The following is a 15,214-nucleotide window of genomic DNA, read 5'->3' on the forward strand; positions in this document are numbered from 1 at the left end:
GTTTTTTAGATGACCTGTGCGCCGGCAGATCAGATCACCAGCAGATCCATGAAGGTGTGGACCGGGGTGCTGGCCAGTTGCTTGCCATCCTGGCAGAAGGCTAGGATCTCCCCTACTCGCTTGGCCGGGAAACGGGTCGCCAGATTGTGGCGGAATTTCTCCACCAACAGCGGGATCCCCTCCTCACGGCGGCGGCGGTGACCAACTGGATACTCCACCTCCACCTTGGCGGTGTGGGTACCATCCTTGAAGAACACCTGGATGGCGTTGGCAATGGAGCGCTTGTCCGCTTCAAGATATTCGCGGCTATAACGTTTGTCCTCCTGTACCACCATCTTGTCTCTCAACGCATCGATGCGGGGATCGGCGGCGATATCGTCCTCGTAATCCTCGGCGATGAGGCGACCGAAGATGAGGGGTACCGCCACCATGTACTGCAGGCAGTGATCCCGATCCGCCGGGTTGTTGAGGGCGCCCACCTTGCTGATGATGCGAATGGCCGACTCATGGGTGGTGAGCTCGATGCGGTCGATCTCATCCAGCCGCCCCTTCACCTCGCCATGGAGCTTCATGGCGCACTCCACCGCGGTCTGGGCATGGAACTCGGCCGGATAGGAGATCTTGAACAGCACGTTCTCCATCACATAGCTGCCATACCCCTGATGAAGGGCGAACTGGTTACCCTTGAACAGGACGTCGTAGAACCCCCACTTGGGGGCGCTCAGCACGCCGGGATAACCCATCTCGCCGCTCATGGTGATGAGGGCCAGGCGCACCGCGCGGGATGTCGCATCCCCCGCCGCCCAGCTCTTGCGCGAACCTGCGTTCGGCGCGTGGCGATAGGTGCGCAGGCTCTGGCCATCGACCCAGGCCTGGGAGACGGCATCGATCACCTGATCCCGGGTGCCCCCCAGCATATGGGTCACCACGGCGGTGCTTGCTACCTTGACCAGCACCACGTGATCCAGGCCCACCCGGTTGAAGGAGTTCTCAAGCGCCAGCACACCTTGAATTTCATGGGCCTTCACCATGGCCACCAGCACATCGGCCATGGTCAGCGGCGCCTTGCCCTCGGCCACGCGGGTACGGGAGAGCCAGTCGGCGGTGGCCAGGATCCCCCCCAGATTGTCAGAGGGGTGTCCCCACTCGGCAGCGAGCCAGGTGTCGTTGTAGTCGAGCCAGCGAATGATGGCGCCGATATCCCAGGCCGCCTTGACCGGATCGAGGCAGAACTGGGTGCCGGGCACCCGGGCACCAAAGGGGACGACAGTACCGGGCACGATGGGCCCCAGGTGCTTGGTACACTCGGGAAAGCGCAGGGCCAGCAAGCCACAGCCCAGGGTATCCATCAGGCAGTGGCGGGCGGTGTCGAGGGCCGCCTGGCTGGTAATGGGGTGGCTGCAGACGTAATCGGCAATATCGACCAGTACCTGGTCAGGATCGGGTCTGTGGTTGACGTCGACGTTGGCGGACATCGTGATTTCCTTATCGTTGTTGTAGAGAGACAAAATGACGGGGGGCCGGGCCGACGTAATCGGCGCTCGGGCGGATGATCCGGTTGTGCTCGCGCTGCTCCATCACGTGGGCGCACCAGCCGGTGACCCGCGAACAGACGAAGATGGGGGTGAACAGCTTGGTCGGGATCCCCATGTAGTGATAGGCGCTGGCATGGAAGAAGTCGGCATTGGGGAAAAGCTCTTTTTCCTCCCACATCACCTTCTCCGCCTCGCAGGAGACGCGGTAGAGACGATCATCGCCGAAGGCTTGGGCCAGCTGTTCCGCCCACCCCTTGATAATGACGTTGCGCGGATCCGAGGTGCGATAGACCGCATGGCCAAAGCCCATGATCTTCTCCTTGGCCGCGAGTTTGGCCAGCAGCTCGCGTCGTGCCTGGGCCTCGTCCTGCCAATCCTCGATCATCGCCATGGCCGCCTCGTTGGCACCACCGTGCAGGGGCCCACGCAGGGTACCGATGGCGGCGGTGATGCAGGAGAACATGTCGGAGAGGGTCGAGGCGCAGACCCGGGCCGCGAAAGTAGAAGCGTTGAATTCGTGCTCGGCATAGAGGATGAGAGAGACGTGCATGACGCGCCGCTCCAGCTCGCTTGGGGCTTTCTGGTGCAACAGCGCCAGGAAGTGGCCGCCGATGCACTCTTCGTCGGTATCCAGTGGGATGCGCACGCCTTCGTGGCTGAACTTGTACCAGTAGATGAGAATGCCCGGAAAGGCCGCCAGCAGGCGATCGGCCACCTCGTGTTCATGCTCGAAGCCATCTTCCGGCTCCAGATCTCCCAGCATGGAACAACCGGTGCGCAGCACGTCCATGGGATGGGCATCGGCGGGAATGCGCTCGAGCACCTCCAGCAGCGCGGCTGGCAGGGCGCGCAGGCGACGCAGTTCGCGTTTGTACTCCTGCAGTTGCTGCTTGCTCGGCAGTTCGCCCTTGAGCAGCAGGTAGGCGACCTCCTCGAACTGGGCGTTGTCGGCCAGCTCCTTGATGTCGTAACCGCGATAGGTGAGCCCGGTGCCGCTCTTGCCCACGGTGCAGATGCTGGTCTCCCCCGCACTCTGTCCGCGCAGGCCGGCGCCACCCAACGGTTTTTGCTGTCCCATTGCCTCTTCCTCCTAGTCCCTGGATGTGAACAGACGATCCAGTGTCTGTTCGTAGTGGTGATAACCGAGGAAGTCGTAGAGCGACTCCCGGGTCTGCATGGTCTCCACGACGGCGCGTTGGTGGCCATCCTGGCGAATGTGTTGATAGACGTTGAGAGCCGCCTGATTGGCGGCGCGATTGGCACTCAAGGGGTAGAGCACCATGTCGACCCCGTGGGCGGCGAGCTGCGATTTATCAAACAGCTCGGTTTTGCCGAACTCGGTCATGTTGGCCAGGATCGGTACCCCGGCCGCCTGCTTGAAGAGATCGTACTGGCCAAGCTCGGTCACCGCCTCGGCGAAGATCATGTCGGCCCCGGCGGCCACGTAGGCGGCGGCGCGCTCCAGCGCCGAGCCAATCCCCTCCACTGCCAGTGCATCGGTGCGCGCCATGATGACGAAGTGTTCATCCTCGCGGGCATCCACCGCCGCCTTGATGCGATCGCACATCTCCTCCAGCGAGACCACCGCCTTGTTGGGTCTGTGACCACAGCGCTTCTGGGCGACCTGATCTTCCATATGGACGGCAGCCACCCCTGCCCGCTCGAAGGCCCGCACTGTGCGGGCGATGTTGAAGGCGCCGCCCCAGCCGGTGTCGATGTCCACCAGCAGTGGAACACGGGTCGCCGCCGTGATCCTTTCAGCATCGGTCAAGACGTCGTTCAGGCTGGTCATGCCAAGATCCGGCAGGCCGTAGGAGGCATTGGCCACCCCGGCACCGGAGAGATAAAGGGCCTGAAAACCGCTACGCTCGGCCATCAGCGCCATGTAGGCATTGATGGTTCCGACGATCTGCAGGGGGCGTTCATTGGCGAGGGCGGTGCGAAAACGCAGGCCCGCCGAGGGGGGCAAACTGGACATCATGACTCCTTTCATCTGTCTGGTTAACTCATCTAATATCACGTTTACGTTAACGTCAATCATACTTTCGTGGCAGACCCGCGCCAGGCAAGACAGATGACGGCTTTTAAGGTAAATTTCACCAATTCCTTCAACAGGTTGAATCGTATGATGGAGCCCGGTTCCATGATCGTTTGCCCGGCGTGTGACTTGCTCATTCAGCGCAAGGCACTGCCGCTGCGTCGCCATGCCCACTGCCCGCGCTGTCACCAGCATCTCTACGGCCGTTACGCCTTTCGCCCCTCGCAACTGATGGCGCTCACCATCACGGGGTTTATGCTGCTCCCCTCCGCTTTTTTTGAACCCCTGCTCTATCTGCGCCTCGCCGGTGTCAATTCGGACGCCAACCTGCTGCGGGGGATCATGGTGTTGTTTGAAGAAGGAGAGCTCTGGGTTGCCAGTCTGGTGCTCTGGTGCGCCGTGCTGGCGCCGGTGGGGTTGCTTGGGGGGATCTTTGCCCTCGCCTCCGGGCTCGCCAAGCGCTGGCATCTCCTGGCACCAACCTTGAAGGCAGTGGAGGTGTTTCGTCACTGGGCCATGCTGGAGGTCTACATCGTCAGCCTCCTGGTGGCCCTGTTCAAACTGGTCGATATCGCTGATGTGCGCCTCGGCGGCGGTTTGCTGAGCCTTGGCATCCTGATGCTGCTCAACATGACCCTGCTTATCCTGTTTGATCCCGCCCCTTACTGGGAGCGTATTCCTCTCAAGGAGCCGCAACGTGACCAGCGCCCGTGAACTGGGACTGTGCCGCTGCCACACCTGTGGCCTGCTGGTGCGCTATCAGGTCGGTAGCGTTTGCCCACGTTGCGCCAGCAAATTGCAGGTGCGGATCCCCCGTTCCCTGGCCTGGTCATGGGGCTTTCTGGCGCTCGCCACCTTCATGTTGCTGCCTGCCAATCTCTTGCCCATCACCCATTTTTACAACAAGGGGTTGCTGCAGTCCGACACCATCTTCAGCGGCATCATGGCCCTTTATCGGAGCAAGATGGGGGGCATTGCCACCATAGTGCTGACCGCCAGTATCCTGGTGCCGGTGGGCAAGATCCTGGGACTGGGCTGGATCTGCTGGCAGTTGCAGCGCAGCAAGCCGGTGCGTCGCAAGCGTCAGCTGTTGATGTACCGGGTGATCGATTTCATCGGCCGCTGGTCGATGCTGGATCTGTTCGTCATCTCCCTGATGGTCGCTCTGGTGGATCGCGGCGTCATGCTTAGCGTACGGACCGGCCCCGGTGCCACGGCCTTTGCCGGGGTGGTGGTACTGACCATGATGTCGGCCCGCATGCTCGATACCCGCCTGCTGTGGGACAAAGCGGCCCGTTGAATCATTCTCTGTATTTAGTCGATGCGCTGTCGAAGGCAGCCAATAAGGAGTCACTATGATCGGGGCTGAACCCGTCATTGAAAAACGTCGCTGGTTATCGCCGGTCTGGTTGCTGCCCCTCATTGCCCTGCTGCTGGCGGGCGGTTTTCTCTATCAGCAGATAGCGAGCCGGGGCCAGCTTATCCAGATCAACTTTGCCCAGGGCAACGGCATCCTGCCCGGCAAGACCCAGATCCGCTATCAGGGGGTTGCCGTCGGTGTGGTGCAGGAGCTGGAGCTGGCCGAAGATGGCCGCAAGATTGCAGTCATGGCCAAGATAGAGAGCAGCGCCCGCTCGCTAATCCGCAAGGGCTCCGATTTCTGGCTGGTGAGCCCGAAGGCGTCCCTCACCGAGATCTCGGGCCTAGATACCCTGGTCTCCGGCAACTACATCAACTTGCAACCGGGGCGCGAGAGCAACCCGTTTGAAGATACCTTCGATGCTCTGGAAGGCCCTCCCCCGGGCTATCAGGCGCAGGGGCGCATGCTGCACCTGACCGCGGATTCGCTGGGCTCGGTAGGCATTGGCTCCAAGCTCTATTTTCGTGGTATCGAGGTGGGCAGCGTCATCAACACCCGCCTCGGCCAGGACAACCAGAATGTGTTGCTGGATCTGGTGATCGAGCCCCGTTTCGAGCACCTCATCAAGGCCGATACCCGCTTTTGGAACATCAGCGGCATCAAGGGCTCCTTCAGCCTGGCCGGCGTCAACGTCGAGGCTGGCAGCCTGACTTCCATCCTGAGCGGCGGCATCGCTTTTGATTCACCAAAAACCTCACCTGAGGCTGAAGCGGGACAAATCTTCACCCTCTTCAAGGGACTGAATGAAGCAGCCCGGGGGACACGCATCGCCATCAATGCGGGGGACCTGCCAGTCAAGGAGGGGATGCCCATTCTCTTCGAAGGGATCGAGATTGGTCGCATCGACCCGATTGTCCTGACCGACAAGGGGCGGGACGTGACCGCGTTGATCAACCCGGAGCAGGCCTGGCGGATCACCGACAAGAGCCAGCTGGTCTGGGAGAGTGCAGCGCTCTCCCCCACCGGGGTCAAGCATGCGGATCGCCTGCTGGCGGGCCCAGCGATTCGTCTGGACTATGTAGCGGGCAACCAGGTCGAGCAGATGACGCTCACCGACCGAGCCCCCCAGACGGGGACCCGTATCAGCCTACAGGCCGACGATCTGGCCGGGCTCAATCAGGATGCACCTATCTGGTACAAGGGGTTGCAGGTGGGCCGCATCAACCAGCTCATCCTCGACAAGCAAGGCAATGCCAGCGTCGAGCTGATGATCCAGCCCGAGTACCAGCACCTGCTGGCTCGCGCCCGCTTCTACCGGGCGGCGCCGTTGCAGATCGCTGCTGACTTGAGTGGCATCAAGGTCGAAACCAGTCCGGCCAGTGCCTGGCTCGGCGGCGGCATCAAGCTGGTGCAGGCTGCCAGTGGTGAGCGGATCAACCGCCTCTATCCCAGCCAGGAGCTGGCGCTGCTCGGTAGCCAGGATGCCAAGCCGCAGCGCTGGTTGCTCAAGGCCGCCCAGGCAGATGGCATCGGCATCGGCACGCCCGTGCACTATCTGGGGCTGGAAGCAGGCAAGGTCACACAGTTGCGGGCCATCAACGAAGGAGTCGAAATAGCGCTCGAGATCGACGGTGTCTATGCGCCCCTGCTGGCGAAACAGCCGCAATTTTGGAAAAAGGCAGCGGTCGATGCCAGGGTCGGGGTCGATGGCGTCAAGGTGAAGGTCGGCAATCTCGCGACTTTGCTGCGCGGTGCCATCGAGTTCGATCTGCTGGGCACAGGTCGCAGCAGCCATCAGTTGTTTGACAGCAAGGAGCAGGCCACCGCCAGGGTGCGGCCACTCACCTTGGTTGCCGAGAGCAACCCAGGCCTTGGGGTGGGCAGCCCGATCCGCTATCGCGGTGTCGAGATCGGCAAGATTGAACAGATCGAACTGGAACCTGCGCTGGGTCAGGTGATCTTCAAGGCGCAGCTGGATGGTCAGTATGCCGAACGCTTCCTGCAATCCGGGGCTCGTTTCACTCTGGTACAGGCCAAGCTGGGGTTGGGGGGGGTGAATCATCTCGATACCCTGATCAAGGGCGCCTTCGTGGAGGCCTTGCCCGGCAAAGGGGCAGGTAAAGAACGTTTCCCGCTGAGTCAGACTGATCCCGTGGGGCTGGCCTTGACCCTCAAAAGCCCGTCAGTCAATGGCTTGAGCGTCGGCAGTCCCCTGCTGTTTCGCAAGATGGTGGTCGGTAGCGTGACCAGGGTCGCTCTGGCCCGTGATGGCAGCGAGGTGCTGATCGATGTGAACGTCAACAAGGAGTATGCCCATCTGGTACGAGCCCACTCCCGCTTCTGGAACGTCTCCGGCGTCAAGGCTGACATCGGTCTGACCGGCGGCACCATAGAGGTGGAAACGGTGCAGAGCCTGCTGGCCGGTGGTATTGCCTTCAACACCCCGGAGCAGGACATGGGGCCGACCGTCAAGGCAGGCCACCGCTATCCGCTCTATGCCAAGGCGGAAAAAGAGTGGTTGGAGTGGAGCCCCCGGATCCAACTCTGATCACCTCCTCTTTTTAACCACAAACCTTGACCACAAGCCCGGCTCTGCGCCGGGCTTGTTATTTTTCCCAGCACCAGCGTTCAGGATTTCACTGGGCATGTGGTAAAATACGCCCCTTTTTCAGGTCTGACGAGACGGCGCCGTGCACGACAATACCTACCTTCCCGATCATTTTTTACGTCATATCGCGGCCATCATGCCGGCTCACCTCGCCATGGAGGAGTTTGTAGCCAGCTGTCGGCGGCCGCTACGGCGCAGTATCCGGGTCAATACCCTGAAGATCTCCGTGTCTGACTTTGTGGCCAAAATGGCCCCCCTTGGCTGGCAACTCGATGCCGTGCCCTGGTGTGACACCGGTTTCTGGCTGACCCGGGCCGATGAAACCGTCCCTCTTGGCAACACGGCGGAACATCTGAGCGGTCTCTTCTATATCCAGGAGGCGAGCTCCATGTTGCCGGTGACGGCGCTTTTTGCCAGCGACCAGATCAAAACCGACGGCATGTTGCTCGATGCTGCCGCCGCCCCCGGCTCCAAGACCACCCAGATCGCCGCGCTGATGAACAACCAGGGGATGCTGGTTGCCAATGAGTACTCCAGCAGTCGACTCAAAGTATTGAGTGCCAATATCCAGCGCTGCGGTGTCACCAATGTGGGCATGACCCATTTCGATGCCAAGGTATTTGGCCAATGGTTGCCGGAGACCTTCGACGCCATTTTGCTTGATGCCCCCTGCTCGGGCGAAGGAACGGTGCGCAAAGACGAGGATGCCCTGCGCAACTGGAGCCTGGAGAGCATCGAGGAGATCGCGGCGGTGCAAGCCGGCTTGCTGGAGAGCGCCTTCCATGCCCTCAAGCCCGGCGGTGTGCTGGTTTACTCCACCTGCACATTGAGCCAGCAGGAAAACCAGGCCATCTGCCAATCCCTGCTGGACAAGTTTGGCGATGCCTTGAGCTTTGACTCGTTGGCGAACCTCTTCCCCGGGGCCGAGCAGGTATGCACAGGGGAAGGATACCTGCACGTTTGGCCCCAAATCTTCGATAGTGAAGGCTTTTTCGTCGCCAGATTGCGTAAGCACCACTCAGTGCCCAACACCATGTTCAAGCCGGGCAAACTCGGCAAATTCCCCTTCTCGCCGCTGCCGGCCAAGGAGGCAGACCCTATGGCGCACGACATCGCAACCACGTTTGGCGTGGCGCTGCAGGGACAGTTATTTGGCCGCAATGACGAGATCTGGTGTTTCCCCGCGCTGTTCGAACAGGTTCAGGGCAAGCTGCGCTTCGATCGCATTGGCTTCAAATTGGCAGAGACCTTCAAAAAAGGCTATCGCCTCACTCACGAGTGGGCCCTGGCCCATGGTGACCTGGCAACCCGGGGATTTGTCGAGCTCGACAGTACAAATGCACGGGAGTTCATGATGGGACGGGATGTCTGGCCCGAGCAGGAGGCTGGCGCCGGCGAGGTGATCGTACGTTACCAGGGACATACCCTGGGGATGGGGAAATGGGTCGGCAGCCGGGTCAAGAATGCCCTGCCCCGCGAGCTGGTGCGAGATACCAATCTGTTTGCCGAATGACCACAGGTTAGAAAGGGTTGGGCTCCGCCTCTGTTCGAGTCTGGAAAACCCACACTTCGGTTGAACTTTTCGTCGGATCTTGAAAAGCCGGGTTCATTGTCTAAGCTTAAGGCAATCCGAACACCAGTTAGCGCACGGCTCTGCAAGGAGCCAATTCCCCTATGCCAGGTACAAGGAATTGGTACCTGGCTTTTTTTATATCTGATGTTTCCCCTTCCCAGCTACTCGACAGGTTCGAGCAAGGTTTCCTCGACCGGGGATGGCGATGACAAGATCTCATGCTGATAAAGCAGATCGATCGCCTGCTCTATCAGGGAAGCCTGACTGTCTTCAAGATGAATACCCAATTCATGCAAACGTGCGGCATGGCGATTGCTGATCCAACACTGCAGACGGGTATGGGTTTCCTGTTTGCGCTTCACATGTTGGCGCTGACGCTCTGCATTATCGAGGGCCGAATTCTCTTTCGTTTCCTGACTCATAAGTGCTACAAACTTTAATTACCAACCTTGTTATCTCTCACCTTCAATACCGACAAGGTATGGACAAGAGAAACTCCCCGCTCCCCCGCTCGAAATGGGGGCCTTGTATAAGCGCGATAAATATACCACCAGATCAAAGAGATATCATTTAACATAAAATTGTGAGTGACGCGGTAATGATTACAGCAATCCATCAAGCGCATGGTCGGAGAACTTGTTTGCATCGTCGAAGTACTCCTGCAAGGTACGCATGTCTTTGTGGCGAGTCACTTCGATGATCTTGTTCATGGGTTTGCCTGCGGTCACCGCCGAGGTAATAAAGCCTCGGCGCAAACTGTGACCACTGACATAGAGATCATCAATGGCCTGGCCAGTACGACGCTTGATCATCAGGTTGATGCCTTGCGGACCGAGCGGTTCCTCCGTGAGTTGCCCCCAGCGGTTCATCCGGCGAAACAGTGCCCCCTCCTTGATACGGCTTTTTTCCAACCAGCGCTGTAGTCCCTGAACCGGACAATATTGCTTGCCAGGCACCAAAGCTATTTCGGTTTCGTGCAGCTGATGTTTGCTGGGTTTGAGACGAAGCCTTATCCCCTGCCCCACAAAATCCAGGTCGCAGACTTCAATTCGTGCCGCTTCCGATCGGCGCAATGCGCCACTGAACATCAGCAGCAACAAGGTATGGTCACGAAGGCCCGCCAAGGTTGAGGTATCGATCCCGCTCAGCACTCTGGCCAGAGGTTGTAGTGTCAGGGCACCAGTTTTGCGCTTTCGGTTGTCACCGAGCCGCACTATGCCGCGCATCATCTCCTTGATTTCGGGATGTTCGGTTGGCATGGGGTGAATGCCTTTTTGCTTGAAGGCATAGCGGATCCCAGCCAGTCGTCTCACCAGAGTAGCCGGCTTGCGCGGCTCGCCATTACGTAGCTCCCCCTTGCCCTCTTCCTTATCCAGCCATACCCAGTCGGCTAATACCCCATCGGCCTGATCCGCCAGAAAGTTCATGATGTCGTGATGGGTTGTTTGCAGTGGATCAAGCCCATGCAACTGGCACCAGAATACGAAGATGCGGGTATCCGCCTGATAGGCATTGAGTGTGGAATCAGCCTTGGCACTGCGTAGAAATCGCCTGGCCCGGCTATTTAGCTGGGCATCAAAGACGGTTTGCAGTGACTGATGTGCGGGGTTTGAAAAAGTAGGGTAAGCCACGTAACACTATGATTCTATGTGAAGTTTCGAAAGATCTTACAGGATCTTCAAGATCCTTCAAGTATCGATAATGAATATTATCGATACTTAAGTGGCTTCATTTAATAAAGTAAACACCGAGGGCAATCCTTTATTTTTTAAGACACTCGTTAACTCGTTTAGCAGCAACATTGGCATGAAGAAATATCTTTTGTGAGAGATAACGTATGGAGCACATGAAAAATGTGAATGCCATGGAGTCTGATGTTTAAAGAAAATGCCCCGCTTTTGCGAGGCATTTTGTGACTAAGGTTTGGCCAGTTTGAACAATTCGAAGAAATTCCGGCTAGTGGCTTCTGCCAATTCGGCCAGGGGGATCTGACGGAGATCTGCAATAAACTGGGCAACATCTCGTACAAACGCGGGTTCGTTCTCCCTCCCCCGATGGGGCACGGGGGCAAGATAGGGTGAGTCCGTTTCGACCAGCAGTCGCTCCAGAGGCAGCGCTTTGACCACGGCTTGCAAGGCAGATGCATTCTTGAAGGTCGCAATACCCGATATGGAGATATAAAACCCCATCGCCATGGCGGCTTCGGCCATTTCCAGGGATTCGGTGAAACAGTGCAGCACGCCGCCCACCTGATCAGCCCCCTCTTCACGCATGATCTGCAGCGTATCTTCCTGGGCATCACGGGTATGGATGATGAGTGGCTTGTTCAGGGCGCGCGCTACCCGGATATGTTCACGGAACGAAGCTTGCTGCACCGCCTTGTTTTCCGGCGAATAAAAATAATCGAGCCCGGTTTCACCGATGGCAACGACACGGGGATCGGCGGCCTGGCGCAACAGGAGATCGGCATCGACACCCGGCTCTTGATTAAGCGGATGCACCCCACAGGACGCAAACACCTGGGGATAAGGCGCAATCGCTGCCATCATGGTTGGAAACTGCGCCTGGGTGACGCTCACACACAAAAAATATCCCACATCCAGCTTCGCCGCCTTGGCCAGGACATCTGCCATATCGGTTTGCTTGCTGCCATAGCTGAGGCGGTCAAGATGACAGTGGGAATCGACGAGTAACATAAACAACCTTTCTTTTCAGATCTATAACCAGCGGCTGAGCCAGTTCATCAGATGGATGGTGGGATTGGAAAGCTGTCCCGGCTGACAAGCAGCCTTGAGGGCGAGCAGCTGCTGCTCCGCGTCGAGCAGTTTTTCGCTGGAGTGTTGCTCGGCCAGCTGTCCACTGAGCGCCGCCAGATCCGGCATCGCCAATTGATGATGGCCACAGCCAGCCTGGATTTTTAGAGCATCACATATAAAGAGCTGCAACCAGTGTAAGCGGACCTGTGTCTCCTGACCCAGTTGTGAGCAGAATACGGTTGCCTTGCTCGGCGCCTTGCCGAGGGCCACGAAGTGCTCCAACAATTCGCGACGGGCGCCATCCTGTTGCTGCTCGATATAGTCGAGTACCCGCAACGGTGCCCCCTGACAAATCCGCACCTGAGCCAGGGTCGCCTGATGCCCCTGCTCCGCCAACCAACGAACCGTCTCCCCTTCAGCGGGTAATTGACAGACATGCTTGTGGCAACGACTCAATATGGTGGGCAACAATCGGGAAACCTGGGAAGCAATGAGCAGCAGCAAGCTGTCGCCAGCCGGCTCTTCCAGCGTCTTCAGCAGCGCATTGGCCGCCGATTCCGTCATCCGCTCCGCATCGGGAATGATCACCACCTTGCCACGCCCCAGCTGGGCAGACCCCTGCAGCCGGTTGCAAATATCGCGAATGGCCTCGACCCCGATGGTTTTCCCCTCACGGGATAGCTGACCCAGATCCGGGTGATTGCCCTTGTCAAACAGTTGGCAGGAGTGACAATGACCGCAGGGCTCTCCCCGATCCGGTTGCTGACAGAGGTGAAGGAGGGCCAGGCGTTCCGCCAGCTGCTCCTTGCCAAGACCGGGATCGCCCAGCAACAACCAGGCATGGCCCAGCCGCCCACTGGCGGCTGTCTGGCTCAGGGCCTGCCAGTCGGGGATCAACCAGGGATACATAAATGCGTATCCAGCGCGCTTTCGATGGCGGCTTTTACCTGATCCGGAGTCTGCTCTGCATCGATCACCACAATGGAATCATCTTTGGCCGCGAGCTCAAGGTAACGGTGGCGGGTACGTTCAAAAAAACAGAGCTGTTCGAGCTCGATGCGATCCAGCTCACCGCGATGACGGGCCCGCTGTAAACCAACGGCAGGATCGATATCGAGATAGAGAGTCAGATCCGGTTTGAAGTCACCGAGCACCGCCTGCTTGATGGCACCAATCAAGTGGGCGTCGATGCCGCGGCCGCCCCCCTGATAGGCCTGGGAGGAGAGATCGTGGCGATCCCCCACTACCCAGATCCCCTCGGCCAGCGCCGGCTTGATGCGGGTTTCCACCAGTTGTACCCGGGAGGCATACATCAACAGCAGCTCGGCCTCGATGGTGAGCCGCTCGTCGTGCACCTCCTTGACGATGCTGCGCATCCGCTCGGCCAGCGGCGTGCCACCCGGTTCGCGGGTGCACTCGATGCGGTCGATGCCGTGGTTATGCAGATAATCGGTGACATAACGCACCGCGGAGCTCTTCCCTGCCCCTTCCAATCCTTCGATCACGATAAATTTAGACATTAGGACTTCTTCAATATGTATTCACGAACCGCCCGATTGTGTTCATCGAGGGTCTTGGAAAAATGGTGGGCACCGCCCCCTTTGGCGACAAAATAGAGATAATCGGTCGACTTGGGATTAAGGGCTGCCTCAATGGAGGCCTTGCCAGGCATGGCGATGGGGGTGGGCGGCAAGCCGTCGATCACATAGGTGTTGTACGGGTTCTTGTCGGTCAGATCGCTGCGGCGGATATTGCCATCGTAGCGATCCTTCACCCCGTAGATCACGGTGGGATCGGTCTGCAGCTTCATGCCAAGACGCAACCGGTTGACGAAGACAGAGGCAATTTGTGCCCGCTCCTCTGGTTTGCCGGTCTCCTTCTCGATGATCGAGGCCATGATCAGCGCTTCATAAGGGGTTTTGTAAGGTAGGTTGGCCTGACGTTTTTCCCAGCTCTGTTGCAGGAAGGCTTCCATATCCTGATGCGCCCGCCGCAAGATGGAGAGATCGCTGGCATGGGTGGTATAGGCATAGGTTTCCGGCAGGAACCACCCTTCCAGCTTGCCATTTTCAATGCCAAGCTCGCGGGCCAGTTCGTCCTCGGATTGCTCCACCGTCAGGCGCTCCAGATAAGGGGCGCTAGAGAGCTGCTTTTGCCAGTCCTCAAAACGGGAGCCTTCGACAAAGGTCAGACTGAAATGAAACTCCTTGCCCGAGGCAAACAGGGAGAGGGTCTCCTTGAGCGGGGCCCCTTCCTTGATCTCATAGGTGCCTGATTTGATTGCGACCAGTTCGGGATGACCCCGCAACCAGAGCCGCACCGCCCAGGGGCTGGTTTCCCCCTCCCCCAATTCGGCGATCAGACGAGCGGCATGGGCCCCTTTCTCCACCGTAAAGAGCCGGGTCGGCCCCTTGTTGGTGAGGGTCTCCACTTGTTGCCACTTGTAATGTACATAACCCCCGGCGGCGACCACTGTCAGGGCCGCCCCCGCGAGCAGGGTGTAAAGCCGATTAAACTTCAATGACCAAACGCTCCTGTAAACGACGACTCAATACTGCTGCGGGGTAGCGAAACTCTTCAATGCCGTTGACCGGCACCACACCCATCAGGGTGTTGGTGAGCCACACTTCTTCCGCTTGTCGCAGTGACTCCAGCGGAGCCTCTACCACACGCAACTCAATACTCATCTGTTTCAACATCATCATGATCTTGCGCCGCATGATGCCATCGACACCGCCACGGGCCAGATCGGGCGTGAACACCGTCTTGCCCCGACGCCAAAACAGATTGGCACTGACCCCTTCCACCAGACAATCCCTGCTGTTCAGTACTACTCCTTCGACTGCACCGCGACTGACTAGTTCGCTTTTAAGCAAAACCTGTTCCAGTCTATTCAAGGTCTTGAGACCTGCCAGCATGGGAGCATCGCCAATCCGCTGCCGGCATACCAGCATCTCGATCCCGCTTTGTTGCCATTCGCTGTAATGTTGCGGGAAAGGTGCAAGGGAGAGGATCCGGGTGGGATGCCGGCAGTCACTGCCATCATAACCACGTCCACCTTCGCCACGTGTCAGGACAACTTTGGCCACACACTCTGCTTGTTCGGCCACGAGCGAATCGAGTTCCTTTGCCAGCAGCTCCCAATCCGGGTCTGTGATCCCCAGACGGAGGTTAGCCTGCTGAAGCCTGGCCAGATGGGCAGGCCACTCCAGCACTCGACCATTCCTGACCGCCATGGTAGTGAAATGGCCATCTCCATAGGCAAGACCACGATCCTTGGCCGAGATTGCATCGACATTCATTCCATTGATAAGCAAGGGATCCCTCCGATAAAAAAGGCCCGA

General features: G+C 58.7%; 14 protein-coding genes. 4 read left to right on the forward strand and 10 right to left on the reverse strand.

Annotated features, from left to right (window positions below; genetic code table 11):
* Positions 1-29: 29 nt before the first annotated feature.
* From LA321_RS16360 to prpB, 3 genes are read right to left on the reverse strand one after another with little or no spacing between them, the layout of a single operon-like run.
* On the reverse strand, positions 30-1,475 hold the full coding sequence (locus LA321_RS16360; protein ID WP_042069396.1) for a bifunctional 2-methylcitrate dehydratase/aconitate hydratase: 1,446 nt from the start codon (positions 1,473-1,475) through the stop codon (positions 30-32).
* Positions 1,476-1,485: 10 nt separating this feature from the next.
* Positions 1,486-2,613 (reverse strand): bifunctional 2-methylcitrate synthase/citrate synthase, encoded by a 1,128-nt coding sequence (gene prpC / locus LA321_RS16365; RefSeq protein WP_042069398.1) that lies wholly within the window; start codon positions 2,611-2,613, stop codon positions 1,486-1,488.
* Positions 2,614-2,625: 12 nt separating this feature from the next.
* The gene (prpB, locus tag LA321_RS16370; protein WP_042069399.1) at positions 2,626-3,513 is read right to left on the reverse strand and encodes a methylisocitrate lyase; all 888 of its coding nucleotides are present in this window, start codon (positions 3,511-3,513) and stop codon (positions 2,626-2,628) included.
* 147 nt (positions 3,514-3,660) lie between these two features.
* On the opposite strand from prpB, the gene LA321_RS16375 reads away from it, so the two are divergent.
* The 4 genes from LA321_RS16375 (at position 3,661) to rsmF (ending at position 9,054) form a co-directional block, all read left to right on the forward strand.
* A complete protein-coding gene (locus LA321_RS16375; protein WP_042069400.1) occupies positions 3,661-4,287 on the forward strand; it encodes a paraquat-inducible protein A in 627 nt (208 codons plus the stop codon).
* Positions 4,271-4,873 carry a paraquat-inducible protein A gene (locus tag LA321_RS16380; RefSeq protein WP_042069401.1) on the forward strand — a complete coding sequence of 201 codons (603 nt, stop codon included), beginning with the start codon at positions 4,271-4,273 and terminating at the stop codon, positions 4,871-4,873. Before LA321_RS16375 ends, LA321_RS16380 begins: the two co-directional genes overlap by 17 nt.
* 55 nt (positions 4,874-4,928) lie before the next feature.
* Positions 4,929-7,481, forward strand: coding sequence for an MlaD family protein (locus LA321_RS16385; protein WP_042069402.1), 2,553 nt, complete (start codon positions 4,929-4,931; stop codon positions 7,479-7,481).
* A gap of 142 nt (positions 7,482-7,623) precedes the next feature.
* Positions 7,624-9,054, forward strand: coding sequence for a 16S rRNA (cytosine(1407)-C(5))-methyltransferase RsmF (rsmF, locus tag LA321_RS16390; protein ID WP_042069403.1), 1,431 nt, complete (start codon positions 7,624-7,626; stop codon positions 9,052-9,054).
* A 221-nt stretch (positions 9,055-9,275) separates the two neighbouring features.
* On the opposite strand, the gene LA321_RS16395 is transcribed toward rsmF, so the two are convergent.
* The 7 genes from LA321_RS16395 to pabC form a co-directional block, all read right to left on the reverse strand.
* Positions 9,276-9,536: a RepB family protein gene (locus tag LA321_RS16395; protein WP_082043341.1), complete on the reverse strand. Its 261-nt coding sequence runs from the start codon at positions 9,534-9,536 to the stop codon at positions 9,276-9,278.
* A 180-nt stretch (positions 9,537-9,716) separates the two neighbouring features.
* A complete protein-coding gene (locus LA321_RS16400) occupies positions 9,717-10,745 on the reverse strand; it encodes a site-specific integrase (protein WP_156130438.1) in 1,029 nt (342 codons plus the stop codon).
* A gap of 285 nt (positions 10,746-11,030) precedes the next feature.
* Entirely contained in the window at positions 11,031-11,810 is a 780-nt protein-coding gene (locus tag LA321_RS16405; protein WP_042069404.1) for a TatD family hydrolase, read from the reverse strand.
* A 21-nt stretch (positions 11,811-11,831) separates the two neighbouring features.
* On the reverse strand, positions 11,832-12,779 hold the full coding sequence (holB, locus tag LA321_RS16410) for a DNA polymerase III subunit delta' (RefSeq protein ID WP_042069405.1): 948 nt from the start codon (positions 12,777-12,779) through the stop codon (positions 11,832-11,834).
* Positions 12,764-13,390: a dTMP kinase gene (gene tmk / locus LA321_RS16415; protein WP_042069406.1), complete on the reverse strand. Its 627-nt coding sequence runs from the start codon at positions 13,388-13,390 to the stop codon at positions 12,764-12,766. Before tmk ends, holB begins: the two co-directional genes overlap by 16 nt.
* Positions 13,390-14,391, reverse strand: coding sequence for an endolytic transglycosylase MltG (gene mltG / locus LA321_RS16420; protein WP_042069407.1), 1,002 nt, complete (start codon positions 14,389-14,391; stop codon positions 13,390-13,392). Before mltG ends, tmk begins: the two co-directional genes overlap by 1 nt.
* Positions 14,381-15,187: an aminodeoxychorismate lyase gene (gene pabC, locus LA321_RS16425; protein ID WP_042070014.1), complete on the reverse strand. Its 807-nt coding sequence runs from the start codon at positions 15,185-15,187 to the stop codon at positions 14,381-14,383. The genes mltG and pabC overlap by 11 nt, the downstream gene beginning before the upstream one ends.
* Positions 15,188-15,214: the final 27 nt, after the last annotated feature.

The organism is Aeromonas enteropelogenes (assembly GCF_020097295.1).
In the GTDB taxonomy this organism is placed as follows: Bacteria; Pseudomonadota; Gammaproteobacteria; order Enterobacterales; family Aeromonadaceae; genus Aeromonas; species Aeromonas enteropelogenes.

Excerpts from the sequence above, each read along its gene's own strand:
- LA321_RS16405 (WP_042069404.1), bottom strand. The coding sequence starts at position 11,810 with ATGTTACTCGTCGATTCCCACTGTCATCTTGACCGCCTCAGCTATGGC.
- LA321_RS16360 (WP_042069396.1), bottom strand. The coding sequence starts at position 1,475 with ATGTCCGCCAACGTCGACGTCAACCACAGACCCGATCCTGACCAGGTA.
- holB (WP_042069405.1), bottom strand. The coding sequence starts at position 12,779 with ATGTATCCCTGGTTGATCCCCGACTGGCAGGCCCTGAGCCAGACAGCC.
- LA321_RS16385 (WP_042069402.1), top strand. The coding sequence starts at position 4,929 with ATGATCGGGGCTGAACCCGTCATTGAAAAACGTCGCTGGTTATCGCCG.
- LA321_RS16395 (WP_082043341.1), bottom strand. The coding sequence starts at position 9,536 with ATGAGTCAGGAAACGAAAGAGAATTCGGCCCTCGATAATGCAGAGCGT.
- prpC (WP_042069398.1), bottom strand. The coding sequence starts at position 2,613 with ATGGGACAGCAAAAACCGTTGGGTGGCGCCGGCCTGCGCGGACAGAGT.
- prpB (WP_042069399.1), bottom strand. The coding sequence starts at position 3,513 with ATGTCCAGTTTGCCCCCCTCGGCGGGCCTGCGTTTTCGCACCGCCCTC.
- tmk (WP_042069406.1), bottom strand. The coding sequence starts at position 13,390 with ATGTCTAAATTTATCGTGATCGAAGGATTGGAAGGGGCAGGGAAGAGC.
- LA321_RS16375 (WP_042069400.1), top strand. The coding sequence starts at position 3,661 with ATGATGGAGCCCGGTTCCATGATCGTTTGCCCGGCGTGTGACTTGCTC.